The sequence below is a fragment of the Streptomyces sp. IMTB 2501 genome, from assembly GCF_001953885.1.
Lineage (GTDB): Bacteria > Actinomycetota > Actinomycetes > Streptomycetales > Streptomycetaceae > Streptomyces.
The window spans coordinates 112,559-132,713 of record NZ_MQUS01000012.1 but is presented as its reverse complement, the minus strand read 5'-3'; the positions used below and the strand labels follow the sequence as shown (position 1 = coordinate 132,713).

Annotated in this window: 11 protein-coding genes, 1 tRNA gene and 1 pseudogene; 9 read left to right on the top strand and 4 right to left on the bottom strand. The window is 71.8% G+C overall.

Annotated features, from left to right (window positions below):
* Nucleotides 1-154 precede the first annotated feature (154 nt).
* Complete coding sequence (gene gltB, locus AV521_RS21765) at nt 155-4,750, top strand: glutamate synthase large subunit (protein ID WP_179023283.1); 4,596 nt, start codon at nt 155-157, stop codon at nt 4,748-4,750.
* Nucleotides 4,743-6,206, top strand: a complete 1,464-nt coding sequence (locus AV521_RS21760) for a glutamate synthase subunit beta (RefSeq protein WP_076090140.1) — start codon at nt 4,743-4,745, stop codon at nt 6,204-6,206. The genes gltB and AV521_RS21760 overlap by 8 nt, the downstream gene beginning before the upstream one ends.
* Before the next feature lie 212 nt (nt 6,207-6,418).
* On the opposite strand, the pseudogene AV521_RS46680 reads toward AV521_RS21760, so the two are convergent.
* The 3 genes and pseudogenes from AV521_RS46680 to AV521_RS21745 form a co-directional block, all read right to left on the bottom strand.
* Nucleotides 6,419-6,929 (bottom strand): annotated as a pseudogene (locus tag AV521_RS46680) (acyl-CoA dehydrogenase); the annotation flags it as partial.
* Nucleotides 6,930-7,214: 285 nt separating this feature from the next.
* Complete coding sequence (locus AV521_RS21750) at nt 7,215-8,096, bottom strand: hypothetical protein (protein WP_076090138.1); 882 nt, start codon at nt 8,094-8,096, stop codon at nt 7,215-7,217.
* 58 nt (nt 8,097-8,154) lie between these two features.
* Entirely contained in the window at nt 8,155-9,912 is a 1,758-nt protein-coding gene (locus AV521_RS21745; RefSeq protein WP_076090137.1) for a beta-galactosidase family protein, read from the bottom strand.
* Nucleotides 9,913-10,063: 151 nt separating this feature from the next.
* Between AV521_RS21745 and AV521_RS21740 the strand changes: the two genes are divergently transcribed.
* From AV521_RS21740 to pyk, 7 genes are all read left to right on the top strand, one after another.
* A complete protein-coding gene (locus AV521_RS21740; protein WP_076090136.1) occupies nt 10,064-10,981 on the top strand; it encodes an AraC family transcriptional regulator in 918 nt (305 codons plus the stop codon).
* A 5-nt stretch (nt 10,982-10,986) separates the two neighbouring features.
* On the top strand, nt 10,987-11,334 hold the full coding sequence (locus AV521_RS21735; RefSeq protein ID WP_076090135.1) for a chorismate mutase: 348 nt from the start codon (nt 10,987-10,989) through the stop codon (nt 11,332-11,334).
* A 275-nt stretch (nt 11,335-11,609) separates the two neighbouring features.
* Nucleotides 11,610-14,126 carry an aminopeptidase N gene (pepN, locus tag AV521_RS21730; protein WP_076090270.1) on the top strand — a complete coding sequence of 839 codons (2,517 nt, stop codon included), beginning with the start codon at nt 11,610-11,612 and terminating at the stop codon, nt 14,124-14,126.
* A 111-nt stretch (nt 14,127-14,237) separates the two neighbouring features.
* Nucleotides 14,238-15,068 (top strand): SDR family oxidoreductase, encoded by an 831-nt coding sequence (locus tag AV521_RS21725; RefSeq protein WP_076090134.1) that lies wholly within the window; start codon nt 14,238-14,240, stop codon nt 15,066-15,068.
* A gap of 405 nt (nt 15,069-15,473) precedes the next feature.
* Nucleotides 15,474-16,868 carry an aminotransferase class V-fold PLP-dependent enzyme gene (locus AV521_RS21720; protein ID WP_256725649.1) on the top strand — a complete coding sequence of 465 codons (1,395 nt, stop codon included), beginning with the start codon at nt 15,474-15,476 and terminating at the stop codon, nt 16,866-16,868.
* Entirely contained in the window at nt 16,865-18,277 is a 1,413-nt protein-coding gene (locus tag AV521_RS21715) for a lysine N(6)-hydroxylase/L-ornithine N(5)-oxygenase family protein (RefSeq protein WP_076090132.1), read from the top strand. Before AV521_RS21720 ends, AV521_RS21715 begins: the two co-directional genes overlap by 4 nt.
* Before the next feature lie 237 nt (nt 18,278-18,514).
* Nucleotides 18,515-19,954, top strand: coding sequence for a pyruvate kinase (gene pyk, locus AV521_RS21710; RefSeq protein WP_076090131.1), 1,440 nt, complete (start codon nt 18,515-18,517; stop codon nt 19,952-19,954).
* A 104-nt stretch (nt 19,955-20,058) separates the two neighbouring features.
* On the opposite strand, the gene AV521_RS21705 is transcribed toward pyk, so the two are convergent.
* Nucleotides 20,059-20,133 (bottom strand) — tRNA-Leu (locus tag AV521_RS21705).
* Between the last annotated feature and the right edge of the window lie 22 nt (nt 20,134-20,155).

Below are 20,155 nucleotides of genomic sequence, written 5' to 3'. Positions count from 1 at the left end.
ACGGACCCTGTGGCGTCCGCATGTTGGAACGGAGTATCCGCTTCCCGAGAACCGCTCCATCATGTAACCTGCACGAAATTTTGATACTCACGCAGAGGGCCAACGTCGTCCCTCGGCACCTGCCACATGCCACATGACGACGACGGGAGAGCCGATGCGTACGCCGCGCCAGCCGTCCCAGCATTCCGCGAATGGCCAGAACTGGTCGTTCATGGATGCTCGCCCTGCTGCACAGGGTATGTACGACCCCCGCAACGAACACGACGCCTGCGGCGTCGGTTTCGTCGCCACCCTTACCGGCGAGGCGTCGCACACGCTGGTCGAGCAGGCACTCACGGTGCTGCGCAACCTGGAGCACCGCGGTGCCACCGGCTCCGAGCCCGACTCGGGCGACGGTGCGGGTCTCCTCTCCCAGGTGCCTGACGCCTTCTTCCGTGAGGTGGCCGGATTCGAACTCCCCGCCGCCGGGTCGTACGCCGTCGGTATCGCCTTCCTGCCGGAGGACGAGACCACCGAGGCCGTCTCACAGATCGAGACGATCGCCGTCGAGGAGGGGCTGACCGTCCTCGGCTGGCGCGAGGTTCCCGTCGCCCCGGAACTGCTGGGTGCCACCGCCCGCTCCACCATGCCGGTCTTCCGGCAGATCTTCGTCGCCGACGGCGCCAGCGAGGGCATCGCGCTGGACCGCAAGGCGTTCGTGCTGCGCAAGCGCGCCGAGCGCGAGGCCGGTGTCTACTTCCCGTCGCTCTCCGCGCGCACGATCGTGTACAAGGGCATGCTGACCACCGGCCAGCTGGAGCCCTTCTTCCCGGACCTGTCCGACCGCCGCTTCGCCTCCGCGATCGCGCTCGTGCACTCCCGGTTCTCCACGAACACCTTCCCGTCGTGGCCGCTCGCGCACCCGTACCGCTTCGTCGCCCACAACGGTGAGATCAACACCGTCCGGGGCAACCGCAACTGGATGGGCGCCCGCGAGTCGCAGCTGGTCTCCGACCTGTTCGGCCCCCAGGAGAAGCTGGACCGCGTCTTCCCGGTCTGTACGCCGGACGCCTCCGACTCCGCCTCCTTCGACGAGGTCCTCGAACTCCTGCACCTGGGCGGCCGTTCGCTGCCGCACTCCGTGCTGATGATGATCCCGGAGGCGTGGGAGAACCACGACTCCATGGACCCGGCCCGGCGCGCCTTCTACGGCTACCACTCCACGATGATGGAGCCCTGGGACGGCCCCGCCTGCGTCTGCTTCACCGACGGCACCCAGGTCGGCGCCGTACTCGACCGCAACGGCCTGCGCCCCGGCCGCTACTGGGTCACCGACGACGGACTCGTGGTCCTCGGCTCCGAGGTCGGCGTCCTCGACATCGACCCGGCCAAGGTCGTCCGCAAGGGCCGGCTGCAGCCCGGCCGGATGTTCCTCGTCGACACCGCCGAGCACCGCATCATCGAGGACGACGAGGTCAAGGCGACCCTCGCCGCCGAGAAGCCGTACGCCGAGTGGCTGGAGGCCGGCGAGATCGAGCTGGGCGACCTGCCCGAGCGCGAGCACATCGTCCACACCCACGCCTCGGTCACCCGCCGCCAGCAGACCTTCGGTTACACCGAGGAGGAGCTGCGCGTCATCCTCGCCCCGATGGCCCGCACCGGCGCCGAGCCGATCGGCTCGATGGGCACGGACTCGCCGATCGCGGCCCTGTCCGAGCGCCCGCGGCTGCTCTTCGACTACTTCACCCAGCTGTTCGCGCAGGTCACCAACCCGCCGCTGGACGCGATCCGCGAGGAGCTGGTCACCTCGCTGCGCTCCTCGCTGGGCCCGCAGGGCAACCTGCTCGACCCGACCGCCGCCTCCTGCCGGTCCGTCGTGCTGCCCTTCCCGGTGATCGACAACGACGAGCTGGCCAAGCTCATCCACATCAACGCCGACGGCGACATGCCCGGCTTCAAGGCCGCGACCCTGTCCGGTCTCTACCGGGTGAGCGGTGGCGGTGAGACGCTGGCCGCCCGTATCGCGGAGATCTGCGCCGAGGCCGACGCCGCCATAGACAACGGCGCCCGCCTGATCGTCCTCTCCGACCGGCACTCCGACGCCGAGCACGCGCCGATCCCGTCGCTGCTGCTCACCGCGGCCGTCCACCACCACCTCATCCGCACCAAGCAGCGCACCCATGTGGGCCTGCTGGTCGAGGCCGGCGACGTCCGCGAGGTCCACCACGTCGCCCTGCTCATCGGCTTCGGCGCCGCCGCCGTCAACCCGTACCTGGCGATGGAGTCGGTCGAGGACCTGCTGCGCGCCGGCACCTTCCTCAACGGTGTCGAGCCCGAGAAGGCCATCAAGAACCTGATCTACGCCCTCGGCAAGGGCGTGCTGAAGGTCATGTCGAAGATGGGCATCTCCACCGTCGCCTCCTACCGGGGCGCCCAGGTCTTCGAGGCCGTCGGCCTGGACGAGGCCTTCGTGGAGAAGTACTTCAACGGCACCGCCACCAAGATCGGCGGCGTCGGCATCGACGTGATCGCCGAGGAGGTCGGCGCCCGACACGCCAAGGCCTACCCGGCCTCCGGCATCGCCCCGGCGCACCGCGCCCTGGAGATCGGCGGCGAGTACCAGTGGCGCCGCGAGGGCGAGCCGCACCTGTTCGACCCGGAGACGGTCTTCCGCCTCCAGCACTCGACGCGCGCCAACCGCTACGACATCTTCAAGAAGTACACGGACCGCGTGAACGAGCAGTCCGAGCGGCTCATGACGCTCCGCGGCCTGTTCGGTTTCAAGTCCGACCGCCCGTCGATCCCCATCGACGAGGTCGAGCCGGTCTCCGAGATCGTCAAGCGGTTCTCGACCGGTGCCATGTCGTACGGCTCCATCTCCAAGGAGGCGCACGAGACCCTCGCCATCGCCATGAACCAGCTGGGCGGCAAGTCCAACACCGGTGAGGGCGGCGAGGACCCGGAGCGCCTGTACGACCCGGCGCGGCGCAGCGCCATCAAGCAGGTCGCCTCCGGCCGCTTCGGTGTGACCTCCGAGTACTTGGTCAACGCGGACGACATCCAGATCAAGATGGCCCAGGGCGCCAAGCCCGGCGAGGGCGGCCAGCTGCCCGGCCACAAGGTCTACCCGTGGGTCGCCAAGACGCGGCACTCGACGCCGGGCGTCGGCCTCATCTCGCCGCCGCCGCACCACGACATCTACTCCATCGAGGACCTGGCCCAGCTGATCCACGACCTGAAGAACGCGAACCCGCAGGCGCGGATTCACGTCAAGCTGGTCTCCGAGGTCGGCGTCGGCACGGTCGCCGCGGGCGTCTCCAAGGCGCACGCGGACGTCGTCCTGATCTCCGGCCACGACGGCGGTACGGGCGCCTCCCCGCTCACCTCGCTGAAGCACGCGGGCGGCCCCTGGGAGCTCGGCCTCGCCGAGACCCAGCAGACCCTGCTGCTCAACGGCCTGCGCGACCGGATCGTCGTCCAGACCGACGGCCAGCTGAAGACCGGCCGTGACGTGGTCATCGCCGCGCTGCTGGGCGCCGAGGAGTTCGGTTTCGCGACCGCTCCGCTGGTCGTCTCCGGCTGCGTGATGATGCGCGTCTGCCACCTGGACACCTGCCCGGTCGGCATCGCCACCCAGAACCCGACGCTGCGCGACCGCTTCGCCGGCAAGGCCGAGTACGTGGTGAACTTCTTCCAGTTCATCGCCGAGGAGGTCCGCGAGATCCTCGCCGAGCTGGGCTTCCGCTCCATCGAGGAGGCCGTCGGCCACGCCGAGACGCTGGACGTCGAGCGCGCGGTGAACCACTGGAAGGCGCAGGGCCTGGACCTGGAGCCGCTGTTCCACGTGCCGTCGCTGCCCGAGGGCGCCGTCCGCCACCAGGTGGTTCCCCAGGACCACGGCCTGGAGAAGGCCCTGGACAACGAGCTGATCAAGCTCGCCGCCGACGCCCTGGCCGCGAACGACGCGACCGAGGCGCAGCCGGTGCGCGCCCAGGTCGCCATCCGCAACATCAACCGCACGGTCGGCACCATGCTCGGCCACGAGGTGACGAAGAAGTTCGGCGGTGCGGGCCTGCCCGACGAGACCATCGACATCACCTTCACCGGCTCCGCCGGCCAGTCCTTCGGCGCGTTCCTGCCGCGCGGTGTCACGTTGCGCCTGGAGGGCGACGCCAACGACTACGTCGGCAAGGGCCTCTCCGGCGGCCGTGTCGTCGTCCGCCCGGACCGCGCGGCCGACCACCTCGCCGAGTACTCGACCATCGCGGGCAACACCATCGGCTACGGCGCCACCGGCGGCGAGCTGTACCTGCGCGGCCGTACCGGTGAGCGGTTCTGCGTCCGCAACTCCGGCGCGCTGGTCGTCTCCGAGGGCGTGGGCGACCACGGCTGCGAGTACATGACCGGCGGTCACGCGGTCGTCCTCGGCCCGACCGGCCGCAACTTTGCGGCGGGCATGTCCGGCGGTGTCGCGTACGTCATCGACCTCGACCGCGACAACGTCAACGTCGGCAACGTCGAGTCGATCGAGGTGCTGGACGACACGGACAAGCAGTGGCTGCACGACGTGGTGCGCCGCCACGCCGAGGAGACCGGCTCCACGGTCGCCGAGAAGCTGCTCGCCGACTGGGACACGGCCGTGGCCCGGTTCAGCAAGATCATCCCCAGCACGTACAAGGCAGTGCTCGCCGCCAAGGACGCCGCCGAGCGAGCGGGTCTCTCCGAGACCGAGATCACCGAGAAGATGATGGAGGCGGCGACCAATGGCTGACCCGAAGGGCTTCCTGAACCACGGCCGCGAGGTCGCCCAGACCCGTCCCGTCGGTGACCGCGTCAAGGACTGGAACGAGGTCTACGTCCCCGGCTCCCTGCTGCCGATCATCAGCAAGCAGGCCAGCCGCTGCATGGACTGCGGCATCCCGTTCTGCCACAACGGCTGTCCGCTCGGAAACCTGATCCCGGAGTGGAACGACTACGCCTACCGCGAGGACTGGACTGCCGCGTCCGAGCGCCTGCACGCCACGAACAACTTCCCGGAGTTCACGGGCCGTCTGTGCCCCGCTCCCTGTGAGTCCGCGTGTGTGCTCGGCATCAACCAGCCGCCGGTCACCATCAAGAACGTCGAGGTCTCGATCATCGACAAGGCGTGGGACGCGGGCACGGTCGCCCCGCAGGCCCCCGAGCGCCTGTCCGGCAAGACGGTCGCGGTCATCGGCTCGGGCCCGTCGGGTCTCGCCGCCGCCCAGCAGCTGACCCGGGCCGGTCACACGGTCGCCGTCTACGAGCGCGCGGACCGCGTCGGAGGCCTCCTCCGGTACGGCATCCCCGAGTTCAAGATGGAGAAGCGGCACATCAACCGCCGTATCGAGCAGATGCGCGCGGAGGGCACCCGCTTCCGCACCGGCATCGAGATCGGCCGCGACCTGAAGGCGACGGACCTGAAGAAGCGGTACGACGCGGTGGTCCTGGCCGTCGGCGCGACCACCGCCCGCGACCTGCCGGTCCCCGGCCGCGAGCTCAAGGGCATCTACCAGGCGATGGAGTACCTGCCGCTGGCCAACAAGGTCCAGGAGGGCGACTACGTCACGACGCCCATCTCGGCCGAGGGCAAGCACGTCGTCGTCATCGGCGGCGGCGACACCGGCGCGGACTGTGTGGGCACCGCCCACCGGCAGGGCGCGGCCTCCGTCACCCAGCTGGAGATCATGCCCCGCCCGAACGACGAGCGGCACCCGACCAACCAGCCCTGGCCGACCTTCCCGATCCTCTACAAGGTCACCTCGGCCCACGAGGAGGGCGGCGAGCGGATCTACTCCGCCTCCACCACCCACTTCGAGGGCGACGAGGACGGCAACGTCCAGTGGCTGCACCTCAGCGAGGTGGAGTTCGTCGACGGCAAGCTGACCTCCAAGCCGGGCACCGAGCGCAAGATCCCCGCCCAGCTGGTCACCCTCGCCATGGGCTTCACCGGCACCGACCGTGAGAACGGCCTGGTGGAGCAGTTCGGCCTGGACCTCGACGCACGCGGTAACATCGCTCGCGACGCCGACTTCCAGACCAACGTGCCGGGTGTGTTCGTCGCCGGTGACGCCGGCCGCGGCCAGTCCCTCATCGTCTGGGCCATCGCGGAGGGCCGCTCGGCCGCCCGCGGTGTCGACCGGTTCCTGACCGGTGCCAGCGACCTGCCGGCCCCGATCCGCCCGACCGACCGCGCCCTGGCGGTCTGACGGCACCCGAGAAACGTCCCGTACAACGGCGTACGGAACACTGACGACGCCTGCCCGACAAGTCCCCGACCGGACGCCTGGGCAGGCGTCGTTGCATGTCCGCAGGCAGGGTCTGCGCATACCGGTTCCCGGTCCCTCGTCCTCCGGGAAGCGGGAGACGGCCGCGACAGCTCGACCAGCGTCCGGTACGAACACGTCGTCCCAAGGTGACCCCCGGGCGCCCGCAGGGCGAACATCAGGCAGATCAGCCCCTGGTGGGGTTTCGGGGCGCCCGGATCGCTGCGGATCAGGCCGAAGGCCGCCCGCGACGACCAGGTCTTCTGCCCCGCAGGTGCCGGCCACCGTCCGTCCGTACCGCCCTGGAGGTGAGCGGGGCCAGACCGCAGCCCGTCTCCGGCTCGGACCGGGCCCGCGCCGGGACCACCTCGCCGGCGGCCGTCGGCGGCAGCACCCGCGCGTGTTGCTCCTCCGTACCGTGGTCGAAGAGCGTCGGCGCGAGCAGACTGATGCCGTTGAGCAGCCCCGCGTCCCGGCCGCCGTACTTCTCCGGCCACGACACCACCGACCAGCCGTCCGCGGCCAGTTCGGCCCCCAGCGGCGAGGGGCCGCGAAGCCCTCCGCCGTCTCCGGGGGCGGCAGCGGCGTGCGCGGCACATGCGCCGCGAGCCAGGTCCGGGCCTCGGCGCGGAACCCCTTGTCGGCCGCGGAGCGGGACAGATCCACCACCGGCACGTCGGGTGCCACGGCGTCGAATCCGGTGGCCGGGGCCGCCGTCTCCCCGCTCGTCGCCCGGCTCGGCCCGGACGCGAGCGCGGGGGCTCACCGTCCGGGTCTTCGCGGCGGAGGGCTGCCGGATCACCGTCATGGAGGGCCGGTGCCAAGGCTCCACCGCCGGCAAGGGCACGCGGTGGACACCCGCGGAGGCGGGGGAGCGGGCGCGCAGGCTGTCGGCGGCGGAACCGCCAGGGCCGGTCTGCGGCGCCCAGCGCCCAGCGGAGTGCCGTGAACCTAGGTGTCGCACTCCAGCACCGTCCGGCACAGCCCGCACCGCGCGCGTACCCGGCCCTTCACCGGTACCCGGATCCGCTGGTGGCAGGTGGGGCAGGGAAAGGTCACGCGGAGGTGGCCGGCGGGGTCGGGGGTGAAGGCGTAGGACACCCCGGGCTGGGCCGAGGGCGCGTGCCGGCGGTCGTGGGCGTAGCGGCGCCGGCCCGCCCAGCCGGCCCCGGTCAGCGGCGGCTGCTGCTCGTCCCGGCGGGCCTGCGCCATGCCCTTGGTGTACGCGTCGTAGGCCTGCGGGCTGGTGAACCACACCGAGGGGTCCTCGTGGAAGACCAGCGCCCGCTTGGCCAGGACGTACCCGAACTCCTCCGGGGTGAGGTAGCCGAGCTTCTGCGAGGAGACCGCGTCCTCCCGGAAGGCGTCCAGCAGCAGCCAGCCCGCGCCCAGATAGGCCGTCACCGTGTCCGTGAGGATCTCGTTCTCCGCCGTGGTCGGGAAGATGAGGTCCAGGCGGTGCAGATAGACGTGCGCCACCTCGTGGGCGAGCGCCGCGCCGATGTCCCTGCGATGAGTGCGGAAACGGTCGTTCAGCTCCACGAAGTACTCGGGGCCCGCCGCCAGTTCGACGTTCGCCGCGTGGGTCATCTCCCGGAAGCCGACGATCAGCCGCGCGTCCGGCAGCCGGAAGTGCCGCACGATCTCGCGGGCCACCCGCTGCGCGCCCAGATGCAGGTCGTCGGTGTCGCAGAAGGCCACGTCGGCCGGGACCAGGCTGGTCGAGAACGTCTGGACGGTGTCGTAGGACAGGCGCTTGTACAGCGCCGTGATGGCGGCCCGCACCGTCTCCAGGTGCGGGTAGCCGTGCTGGACCGGTCCGCCGTTCGCCACGTCCGCACCCCCAAAGACGCCGGAACTCCTCTCCACTGTAGGCGGCACGGGCCGCTGGTCACACCGGCAGCAGCCGGGGCGCCGGCCGGTCCGGGTCAGTCTCCTGCAGCTCCAGTACCCACACCTCGTTCTCGCCCTCCCGTAGCACCGGGCCGGGCACGTACAGGGATCGCTGGGGGCCCACCGACCAGTAACGCCCCAGTTCGAAGCCGTTGATCCAGACGAAACCGCGCGTGAGGCCGGGCAGCTCCAGCCGGGCGTCCCCGGCCCCGCGGACCAGGACGGTGCCCCGGTACAGACCCGCCGCGCCCCCCTCGGGCAGCGCACCGAACGGCACCTTCGCCACACCGCCCGAGAAGGCGTCCAGATCCAGCCCACGCGCGCGTACCCCGTGCAGAAACTGCCGCTCGTGCAGGATGCCGCCGGTGATCCCCTTCGCCTCGCCGAAGCGCGGCCCGTAGTTCACCCGCCCGAGAGACTCCACCCATGCCTCCACGCGCGCGGGGCCCGCGACGGGCTCCTGCAGCCGCGGCTCCTCCTCGGTGAGCACCCCGGCCCGCTCGCCGTCCACGTACACCACCGCGAGGTCCCGCAGCCCGCGCAGGGTCAGCGGACACGGCCGGCGCGGGCCGGGCACGTCCACCTCGTAGCGCACCAGTCCCCGGGTGACGTTCAGTTCCTCGAAGGTGGGCGGCATCGGTGCCACGGTCTCCTCGCCGCCCAGGGTCCCCAGGACGTCTCCCAGGGACGCCCAGCCGTCGAGCGTCACCTCGGCCGAGTGGCCCAACCGCGCGGGCTGCGGCGGGAGTTCGGGCAGCGGCTCGGTGCGGTAGTCGGCCAGTACCTCGCGGAAGCGCCAGAACTTCTCCGTCGGGCGGCCGTACTCGTCCACCGGGGCGTCGTAGTCGTACGAGGTCACATCCGGCTCCAGCGGGCCCTCGTGCAGCGCGCCGCCGCCCCGGTTGGCGCCCGCCCAGCCGCCGAAGCTCGTGCCGCCATGCGCCATGTAGAGGTTCACCGACGCCCCGCACTCCAGGATCTCCCGCAGCACCCCGGCGGCCTCCTCCGGATCCCGTACGACGTGCTCGCCAGCCCAGTGGTCGAACCAGCCGCACCAGAACTCCATGCACATCAGCGGGCCCGCTGGGCGGTGCCTGCGCAGCGTCGCGAAGGCCTCGCGAGCGTGGGAGCCGAAATTCACCGTGGCGAGCACCCCGGGCAGCGAACCGCCGGTCAGCATGTGGTCCTCGGGGCCGTCCGAGGTGAACAGCGCAGCCGTGACCCCCTCGGCACGCAGCAGACCCGCCAGTTGCTCCAGATACCCGGTGTCGCTGCCGTAGCTGCCGTACTCGTTCTCGATCTGCACCAGGATCACCGGGCCGCCGCGGTCGATCTGCCGGGGCACGATCTCGTGCGTCAGATGGTGGAACCAGTGCTCCACGCGGGACAGATAACGCTCGTCACGCGTGCGCACGCGCGTGCCCGCCTCGCCCGTCACCCAGGGCGGCAGCCCGCCGTTCTCCCACTCGGCACAGATGTACGGGCCCGGCCGCACGATCGCCCACAGACCCGACTCGCGGACCGCGTCCAGGAACCGGCCGAGCGCCCGCACGTCCCGGTAGCCGCCCGGGACCGGCCAGTGCAGGTTCCACGGGACGTACGTCTCCACGCAGTTCAGACCCATCGCCCGCAGCATCGCCAGCCGGTGCCGCCAGTGCTCCTCGTGCACCCGGAAGTAGTGCAGTGCCCCGGACAGCAGCCGTACCGGCTTCCCGTCCAGCAGGAAGTCGGATTCCCCCACCGTGAACTCACCCATGCGCCCAAGCCTCACCCCTTCCGGAGGCCGGCGCCATGGACGAAGATCGGCGCTGCTTGGACAAAAACGCCGGGCGTAAAAGCTGGACAGAAGCGCCGGGCACAGACGTTTGGACAAAAGTCCGCCGTCGCCGACTCCGGGAGGAGCGCCGATGTACCAGACCTGGATGCGGTTCTTCAGCCCCGGCCCCGCACACCACCGCCTCGGCCTGGTCTGCCTCGGCGTCGGCCTCCAGCACGGCGCGCTGCCCACGGTCGGCCCGCGCACCCTGGACCACCACGTGGCCGTCGTGATCAGCGCGGGCGGCGGCTGGTACCGGGGGCCCGACGGCCGCCGTACGACCGTCACCGCGCCCGCGCTGCTCTGGCTCACCCCCGGCGTGCCCCACCACTACGCGCCCGATCCGGACACCGGCTGGGACGAGGGCTTCGTCGACTTCGCCGGGCCCGCCACGGAGACGTACACCGAACTGGGCTACATCGAGCCCGAGCGGCCCGTCGTGCCGCTCTCGGACGCCTCGGGGCCCCGCGCGGTGGTCGCCCGCATCGCCCGCGCCGCCCGCCGCGGCAACCCGCTGCTGGAGGTGGAGACCGGCGCCGCCGTGCACGAACTCCTCGTCGCCCTGCGTCGCGCCCGCGCCGACCTCGCCCCGGACGGCGACCAGGTGCTCCAGGCGCTCGCCCGGGACGCCTGCACCCCGATGAGCGTCGCGGACCACGCGCGCGTGCACGGCATGACCCCCACCGAGCTGCGCGGCGCCGTCCGCCGGGCCGCCGGCTGCAGCCCCAAGGACTATCTGCTCGGCATCCGCCTCGCCCGCGCCAAGGAGCTCCTCGCCGCCACCGAGCTGCCCGTCGCCGCCGTCGCCCGCCGCGTCGGCTACGACGACCCCGCTTACTTCTCCCGGCTGTTCACCCGCCGGGTGGGCCTCGCCCCGGTCCGCTTCCGCGCGCAGCAGGGCCGCAGTGTCCCCGGCGGCTGGAGCGACCACGTCCCGGACCCTGACGATCCGCCGATGATCCACTCTCCGGACAGCGCCGAGGCCCGGCCCGGCGAACCCATAGGGTGACAAGCATGACCACCAGCAACACCGGAACCGGTGACGTGGACCCCGAGGTCCGCCAGGAACTGGAGCGGCTGCGCGACAGCATCGACAACATCGACGCGGCCGTCGTCCACCTGCTCGCCGAGCGGTTCAAGGCCACGCAGCAGGTCGGCCGGCTCAAGGCGGTGCACCAGTTGCCGCCCGCCGACCCGACCCGCGAGGCCCGCCAGATCGAGCGGCTGCGACGCCTCGCGGAGAACGCCAAGCTCGACCCGGCCTTCGCCGAGAAGTTCCTGAACTTCATCATCGCCGAGGTGATCCGGCACCACGAGCGCATCGCCGAGGACGCCGCCAACGGCCAGCAGCCGGACGCCTGATACCCGGCCGGCCGGGGTGGTGATCTGGACGCGGCTGGGGGTGGTGAGCCGGACGCAACCGGGGGTGGTGAGCCGGACGCAACCGGGGCGTGAGCCGGACGCAACCGGGGCGTGAGCCGGACACAACCGGGGCGTGAGCCGGACACGACCGGGGGCGCGTGCCGGACACGACCGGGGGCGTGCGCCGGGCCCGACCGCGGGCGGCCATCCGGACATAAGCCGCGAACCCATCCACCCCCTGTGCGCTGTCAGTGCCATCAGGCAGCATGGCCTGCATGTCCGTACTCACGCGCGATGAAGCGCAGCTCCGAGCACAGCTCCTCGACGTCCGCCGCTACACGGTCGAACTGGACCTCACGACCGGGGACGAGACCTTCGACTCCCGCACCGTGATCCGGTTCACCGCGCGGTCCGCCGGGGACACGTTCGTCGAGCTGAAGCCCGCCGAGCTGCGCACGGTCACACTCGACGGACAGCCCATGGACCCGGAGGCGCTCGACGACGGCCGCCTCCCGCTGAAGAACCTCACCGCGGGCGAGCACGAGCTGCGCGTCGACGCGGCCATGCGCTACTCCCGCACCGGCGAGGGCATGCACCGCTTCAACGACCCCAGCGACGGCGAGACGTACGTCTACACGCAGATGTTCATGGACGACGTCCAGCGTGTCTTCGCCGCCTTCGACCAGCCCGACCTGAAAGCCGTCTTCGAGGTCTCCGTCAAGGCCCCCGAAGGCTGGACCGTGCTCGCCAACGGCATCACCGAACAGCGTGCCGACGGCGTCTGGCAGGCCGCGCCCACCCCGCCGATCTCCACCTACCTCGTCGCCGTGGCCGGCGGCCCCTGGCACTCGGTGCGCACCGAGCACCGGGGACTGCCCTTCGGCATCCACTGCCGCCGCTCCCTCGCGCCCCACCTCGACGTGGATGCCGAGGAGATCTTCGAGGTCACGCGCGCGTGCTTCGACCGCTACCACGAGAAGTTCGAGGAGCCCTACCCCTTCGACTCCTACGACCAGGCGTTCGTCCCCGAGTTCAACGCGGGCGCCATGGAGAACCCGGGCCTGGTCACCTTCCGCGACGAGTTCGTCTACCGCTCCGCCGTCACCGACACCGAGCGGCAGACCCGCGCCATGGTCGTCGCGCACGAGATGGCCCACATGTGGTTCGGTGATCTCGTCACCCTCAAGTGGTGGGACGACATCTGGCTGAACGAGTCCTTCGCCGAGTACATGGGCTACCAGACCACCGCCGAGGCCACTCGATTCACCGGCCCCTGGACCGAGTTCGGCGTCACCCGCAAGGCCTGGGGCTACGACGCCGACCAGCGCCCCACCACCCACCCGGTCGCCCCGGAGAAGGTCGACGACACGGCCTCCGCGCTGCTCAACTTCGACGGCATCTCCTACTCCAAGGGCGCCTCCGCGCTGCGCCAGCTGGCCGCCTGGCTCGGCGAGAAGGACTTCCTCGCGGGCATCAACAACCACTTCGCCCGGCACAGGTTCGGCAACGCCACGCTCGCCGACTTCATCGACTCCCTGGCCTCCGCCACCGACCGCGACGTACCCGCCTGGGCCGACAGCTGGCTGCGCACCACCGGTGTGGACAAGCTGACGCCCCGCGTCGACTCCGCCGACGGCGCCTGCACCCTGACCGTCGACCTCGCGGGCAGCCGTCCGCACCGCCTCACCGCCGGTCTGTACGACCGCGACGTCGCCGACGAGGGCCGGCTGGTGCTGCGCACACGCCTCGACCTGGACGTCCCGCAGAGCGCACCGCGGCCCATCGGCAAGCGTCCCGCGCTGCTCCTGCTCAACGACGGCGACCTCACCTACGCCAAGGTCCGCTTCGACGCCGAGTCCTTCGCGACGGTCCGGGCCGGCCTGTCCGGCCTGCCCGACCCGCTCACCCGCGCGGTCGTCTGGAACGCCCTCCGGGACGCCGTGCGCGACGGCGAACTGGCGCCCGCCGCCTACCTGGAGACGGCCCGCGCCCACCTCCCGCGCGAGACCGACCTGGCCGTGGTCCAGGGCGTGCTCGCCTTCGCCTCCGGCCAGCTCGCCGACCAGTACCTGCCGGCCGAGGACCGTCCGGCCGCCCTGGGCACCCTCACCGCCCTCTGCCGCGACCTGCTGCGGCGCACCGAGGACGGCGACCATCCGGGCCTGCGCCTGATCGCCGTACGCCATCTGATCGGCGCGGCCGCCCACCCCGACACCATCGCCGCCTGGCTCGCCGACGGCACGGTGCCCGGCGGGCCGGAACTCGACCCGGAGCTGCGCTGGCGTATCCTCGGGCGGCTCGCCGCGCTCGGCGCCACCGACGCGGCCGCCATCGCCGCCGAGCTGGAGCGCGACCCGAGCGCCACCGGCCAGGAGGGTGCCGCCCGCTGCCGCGCCGCCCTGCCCGACCCGGAGGCCAAGCGGGCGGCCTGGGAGGCGATGTTCGCCGGCGACGACCTGTCCAACTACCTCTTCACGGCCACCGCGCAGGGCTTCTGGCAACCCGAACAGGCCGATCTGGTACGGGAGTACGTGCCACGCTTCTACCCGGACGCCGTGGCCCTCTCGGCCCGGCGCGGCCCCGCCATAGCGGTCGCCGCCGGCCGCTGGGCCTTCCCGGCCCACGCCGTCGGCACCGAGAACCTGCGGGCCGGCGAGGCCTGTCTGCGCGACGCCGACCCCACCCCGGCCCTGCGCCGTACGCTCGCCGACCGGCTCGACGACCTGGCCCGGGCCCTGCGGGTGCGCGGCGAGCAGGCGGAACCGGCGGAACAGGGGGCGCGGGCGGAGTAGGTCCGGCGGCCTAGGCCGCGGCTGGTCCCTGCAGCCGATGCCGTGGCCCGTACACCTTCTTAGGCTCGACAGGGTCAGGAACGATCAGCCGAGCTTTCGGAGGCACCTTCCGTGATCGTGGTGACCGGTGCGACCGGCAATGTCGGCCGTGCCCTTGTCGACCGTCTCCTCGCCGCCGGCCGACCCGTGCGGGCGCTCACCCGCGACCCGCAGCGGGCCGGACTGCCCGACGGTGCCGAGGTGGTGCGGTTCCAGCCGGACGACCCGGCCGCCCTGTTCGGCGGGGCGACGGCCCTCTTCCTCTACGCGCACCCCCGCGCGGCCGACCTGCTGGCGGCGGCCCGCGCCCAGGGGGTGCGGCAGGTCGTGTTCCTCTCCAGCGGCATGATCCAGGAGGGCGCCGACGAGACCCACCCCCTCCACGTCATGCACGCCACCGTCGAGCGGCAGATCCGCGACAGCGGGCTCGACCGGACCTTCCTGCGGCCCAACGCCTTCGCCACCAACGCACTGCAGTGGGCGCCGCAGATCCGCGCCGGGAACACCGTCCGCGGGGTCTTTGCGGGCGCGCTCTCCGCACCCATCCACGAGGACGACATCGCGGCCGTCGCCGAGCGGGCCCTGCTCGACGGCGGACACGAGGGCGCCGTCCACCGGCTGACCGGGCCCGCGGCGACCACCAACGCCGAGCAGGTCGCGGCGATCGGCGCCGCCGTCGGCAGAGAGCTGACGTTCGCGGAGGCGGACCCGCGCGAGGCGGGCCCGGAGTTGTTCCCGCACGTACCGCCCGAGGCGCTCGGGCGGCTGCTGCGGACCTACGAGGAGAGCGTCGGTGTGCCACCGGAGATCACCGGCACGGTGGAGAAGATCACCGGCACCCCGGCCCGCACCTTCGCCCAGTGGGCGCGCGACCACACCGCGGACTTCACGGGACCGGCCTAGAGCCTGTCCGGCGGATCCTGTCGCGGACGCGGGGGCCGGCACGCCCTCGCCCGCCGCCTCAAGGGCGCGGGGGCACCCCCACCGCCCCCGCTCACCTGCGCTGATGACACGCCGTCGATTTCCTGCGACCTGATCCGCGGGACCGGCCCTGGCCCCCGGCCGGCCGCAGCACACCGTCCTCCGGGGCGGCAACCCGCGCGTCAACCGTCCGACCGGTGTCAGCGCCGCACAAGCGCCGTCCCAACGCGCTTTCCTCGCACGGCAGTACCCACTTTCGGGTGCTGATCGTTGGGCTTTTTGGACGCAGGGGCCTCTTTCCGTACAAGCTGGAAGTCCAGCCACAAGCCGGAAGCCATCCGGCACCGGAAACTCCCCGAAGGCCAGGCCACGAGGGGAGGAGAACCCATGAGCGGAGGACAGCCGATGAGCGGTGCCGGACCTCTGCGCACGCCGCCCCTCGCCTCGGGCCCGCACGGCCCGGCCGCCCTGCGTCCCCTCCTCGGTACGGTCCTGGACGCGCTCGCGGCCGGCGGCCGGGCGCGCGGCGGGCCGTTGCCCGCCGGCGGACCCGAGGCCGTCGCCGCGCGGGTCGCCGAGGTCCTCGGGGACGTCCTGCCGGAGCAGGGCGACCCCGATGCCCTGCGCGCCCTCGTGCACGCCCTGGCGGAGGGCGCCGCCGACCCCGCCGAGCCGCTGTGCGCGGCCCATCTGCACTGCCCGCCGCTCGCCGTGGCCACCGCCGCCGACCTCGCCGTGAGCGCCCTCAACCCCTCCCTGGACTCCTGGGACCAGGCCCCGGCCGCCGCCGCCCTGGAGGCCGCGGTCACCCGCGCGCTCGCCCACGCCGCCGGTCTCGCCGACGCCCTCGTCACCACCGGCGGCACCGAGTCCAACCAACTCGCCCTGCTGCTCGCCCGCGAGGCGCACGGCGGCGTCGTACAGCTCGTGTGCGGGGCCAACGCCCACCACTCGCTGCCGCGCGCCGCCTGGCTGCTCGGCCTGCCCGAACCGGTCGTCATCCCGGCCGCGGGCGGCACCCTCGACCTCGCCGCCCTCGACGCGGCCCTCACCACGCTCTCCGGCCCGCTGCTGGTCGCCGCCACGGCCGGCACCACCGACGCCGGTCTCATCGACCCGCTGCCCGAGATCGCCGGCCTGTGCACCGCCCACGGAGCCCGGCTGCACATCGACGCGGCCTACGGCGGAGGCCTCCTCTTCAGCGACCGGCACCGGGACCGACTCGCCGGGCTGGAGGCCGCCCACACCGTCACCCTCGACCTGCACAAGCTCGGCTGGCAGCCGGTCGCCGCCGGCCTGCTCGCCGTCGCCCGCCCCGGCGAACTCGCCGTACTCCACCAGCGCGCCGACTACCTGAACGCCGACGACGACACCGAGGCCGGCTTCCCCGACCTGCTCGACCGCTCCCTGCGCACCACCCGCCGCCCCGACGTCCTCAAGATCGCGGTCACCCTGCGGACCCTCGGCCGGTCCGGCCTGGGCGCCCTGGTCGACCAAGTCTGCGTCCGTGCCCGCGAGTTCGCCGCGCTGGTGCGGGAACACCCCGGCTTCGAGCTGTACGACCGGCCCGTGATCAGCACGGTCCTGTTCCGGCCCACGGGCGCCGGCGACACCGCAGTGGCCGCCCTGCGCCGCGGGCTGCTGCAGGAGGGCCGGGCCGTCCTCGGGCGCGCCCGGCTCGACGGCCGCCTCTGGCTCAAGGCCACCTTCCTCAACCCCCACACCCGGCCGGGCGACCTGGCCCAGCTCCTGAAACTCGTGGAAGAAGGCACCCTCGGATGACCAACCCCCCACACCACGACGCCGCATCCCCCCGCGACCTGGTCGGCATCGGCATCGGCCCCTGCAACCTCTCGCTGGCCGCCCTCGCCCACCCGCTCGCCGAACTCGACGCCGTCTTCTACGACCAGCGCCCGGGCTTCACCTGGCACCCCGGGCTGCTCATCGAGGGCGCCACCGTCCAAGTTCCGTTCCTGGCCGACCTGGTGACCTTCGCCGACCCGACCAGCCCCTGGAGCTTCCTCAACTACCTCAAGACCCGCGGTCGGCTCTTCCCCTTCTACTTCGCCGAGCGCTTCCACATCCAGCGCGCCGAGTACGACGGCTACTGCCGCTGGGTCGCGGAGAACCTGCCCTCACTGAGCTTCCGCCACCAGGTCGACGCGGTCCGCTGGAACCCCGAACGGGACGTGTTCGAGGTCGACTTCACCCAGCTCGACGCCGAGGGCGAGGCCGAGGCGCTGGGTCGTACCTACACCCGCAACGTCGTCATCGGCATCGGCACCGCCCCCCATGTGCCGGACCCCCTCAAGCCGCTCGTGGACGCCCCGGGCGTGCCCGTCATCCACGCCGCCGACTACCTGGAACACCGGTCCACCCTGCTGGCAGCCGACCACGTCACCGTCGTCGGCTCCGGACAGTCCGGTGCCGAGGTCTTCCTCGACCTGCTGCGGAACCGGCCCGCCGGCCGCGAGAAGCTGCACTGGATCGGCCGCAGCGAGGCGTTCGCGCCGATGGAGTACTCCAAGCTCGGCCTGGAGCACTTCACCCCCGACTACACCCGCTACTTCCACTCCCTCGCCGAGCCCGTCCGGGACCGCCTGATCGCCGCGCAGTGGCAGCTGCACAAGGGCATCGACGCAGGTACGCTCGCCGCCATCCATGACGAGCTGTACCGGCGCTCCCTGCACGGCGGCTGGCCCGACGCCGTCCTCACCCCGGGCGTCCTGGTGCGTACGGCCGGCCGGATCGCCACCACCAAGGTCGAGCTCCATCTGGAGCATCTCCAGCAGGGCACCCGCACCCGGCTCACCACCGGCGCGGTCGTCCTCGCCACCGGATACCGCGAGCGCTCGCTCGACCGCATCCTCGCCGGGCTCGACCCGTACATGCGCCGCGACAGCGGCGAACGCCCGCGCATCGACGAAGAGTTCCGGCTCGTCCTCGATCCCTCCGTGACCGGCTCGGCGTATGTCCAGAACGCCGAACTGCACACCCACGGCGTGGGCGCGCCCGACCTGGGCCTCGCCGCCTGGCGCAGCGCCACCATCCTCAACTCCCTCACCGGAAACGACCCTTACCCGCCGGCCACCAGAACGGCCTTCACCACCTTCGGCCTCCAGGACGCCCGCCCCCGGATCCCACGGGCCCGCCAGGCACTGCGTCTCACGCCGCTGGTCGAAGGAAGGTGACGAGAACAAAGACGAGCACAGACGAGGAGCAGGCCGGGCCGGAAAAAGGCCGGCCCGGCCCGGAATACCGGATGACCTGAACATGACCTCAGATGCCAGGGCGCACGGGAGGGGAATTCGCTCATCGGAGCGAGTGGCTGCACAATTCAATACTTGTCAATGACGCTTCACGCAAAGGTTGTTGAGTGGTCATGTGCGGCCGATTCTCTACCCGCGGGTAAGGCCTAGGCTCGACATATGCGCCGAGCAAAGATCGTCTGTACTCTGGGGCCCGCCACCGACTCGTACGACCAGATCAAGGCACTGGTCGACGCCGGAATGGACGTCGCCCGTTTCAATCTCAGCCACGGCACGCACGCCGAACACGAGGAGCGCTACCGGCGGGTCCGTAAGGCGGCCGACGAAACCGGTCGCAGCGTCGGTATTCTCGCCGACCTTCAAGGTCCGAAGATCCGACTCGGCCGTTTCGCCGAAGGCCCGGTACTCCTTGAACGCGGCGACACCTTCACGATCACCGTGGAGGAGGGCGCCGAGGGCGACCGCCGGCAGTGCGGCACCACCTACGCCGGCCTCGCCGCCGATGTCTCGCCCGGTGAGCGCGTCCTCGTGGACGACGGCAAGGTCTGCCTGGAGGTCACCGCCGTCGACGGCCCCCGCGTCCACACCCGGGTGGTCGAGGGCGGCATGATCTCCGACCACAAGGGCCTGAACCTCCCCGGCGTCGCCGTCTCCGTCCCCGCCCTCTCCGAGAAGGACGAGGACGACCTGCGCTGGGCGCTGCGCATCGGCTGTGACGTCATCGCCCTCTCCTTCGTCCGCAGCGGTGACGACGCCGCGGACGTGCACCGGATCATGGCCGAGGAGGGCCGCCGGCTCCCGGTGATCGCCAAGGTCGAGAAGCCGCAGGCCGTGGAGAACCTCGACGGCATCGTGGCCGCCTTCGACGGGCTCATGGTCGCGCGCGGCGACCTGGGCGTCGAGATGCCGCTGGAGCAGGTGCCGATCGTGCAGAAGCGCGCGGTCAAGCTCGCCAAGCGCAACGCCAAGCCGGTCATCGTCGCCACCCAGATGCTCGACTCGATGATCGACAACGCCCGGCCGACCCGCGCCGAGGCCTCCGACGTGGCCAACGCCGTCCTCGACGGCACGGACGCGGTGATGCTCTCCGGCGAGACCAGCGTCGGCAAGTACCCGGTCGAGACCGTGCGCACCATGGCGAAGATCGTCGAGGCCGCAGAGGAGGACATGCTGGCCAAGGGCCTGCCGCCACTCACCGAGCGGAACAAGCCGCGCACCCAGGGCGGCGCGGTCGCCCGGGCCGCCGCCGAGATGGGCGACTTCCTCGGCGCGAAGTTCCTGGTGGCCTTCACCCAGTCCGGAGACACCGCCCGCCGGCTCTCCCGCTACCGCTCGCCGATCCCGCTGCTCGCCTTCACCCCGGAGCCGGCCACCCGCTCCCAGCTCAGCCTCACCTGGGGCGCCGAGACCTTCCTCGGGCCGCACGTCGACTCCACCGACGCCATGGTCGACCAGGTGGACGAGCTGCTGCTGAAGTACGGCCGTTGCGAGAGGGGCGACATCGTGGTGATCACGGCGGGTTCCCCGCCCGGGGTCTCCGGCTCGACCAACATGGTCCGGGTCCACCACATCGGCGAGGACGACAGCCCGAAGGCCTGAAAAGAGCCCCGAAGGCCTTACGGACCGAGTAAGCCGAAGGCATGAGAAAAGGCCCCTCACCCGAGGGGCCCTCCAGATCGCTGACCTTGGAATCCAAGGAAAAGTGCCCCGGGTCGGACTCGAACCGACACTGTACGGGTTTTGAATCCGTTGCCTGCTGCCAATTGGGCTACCGGGGCTCGCAGAATCCAAGGTTTCCCC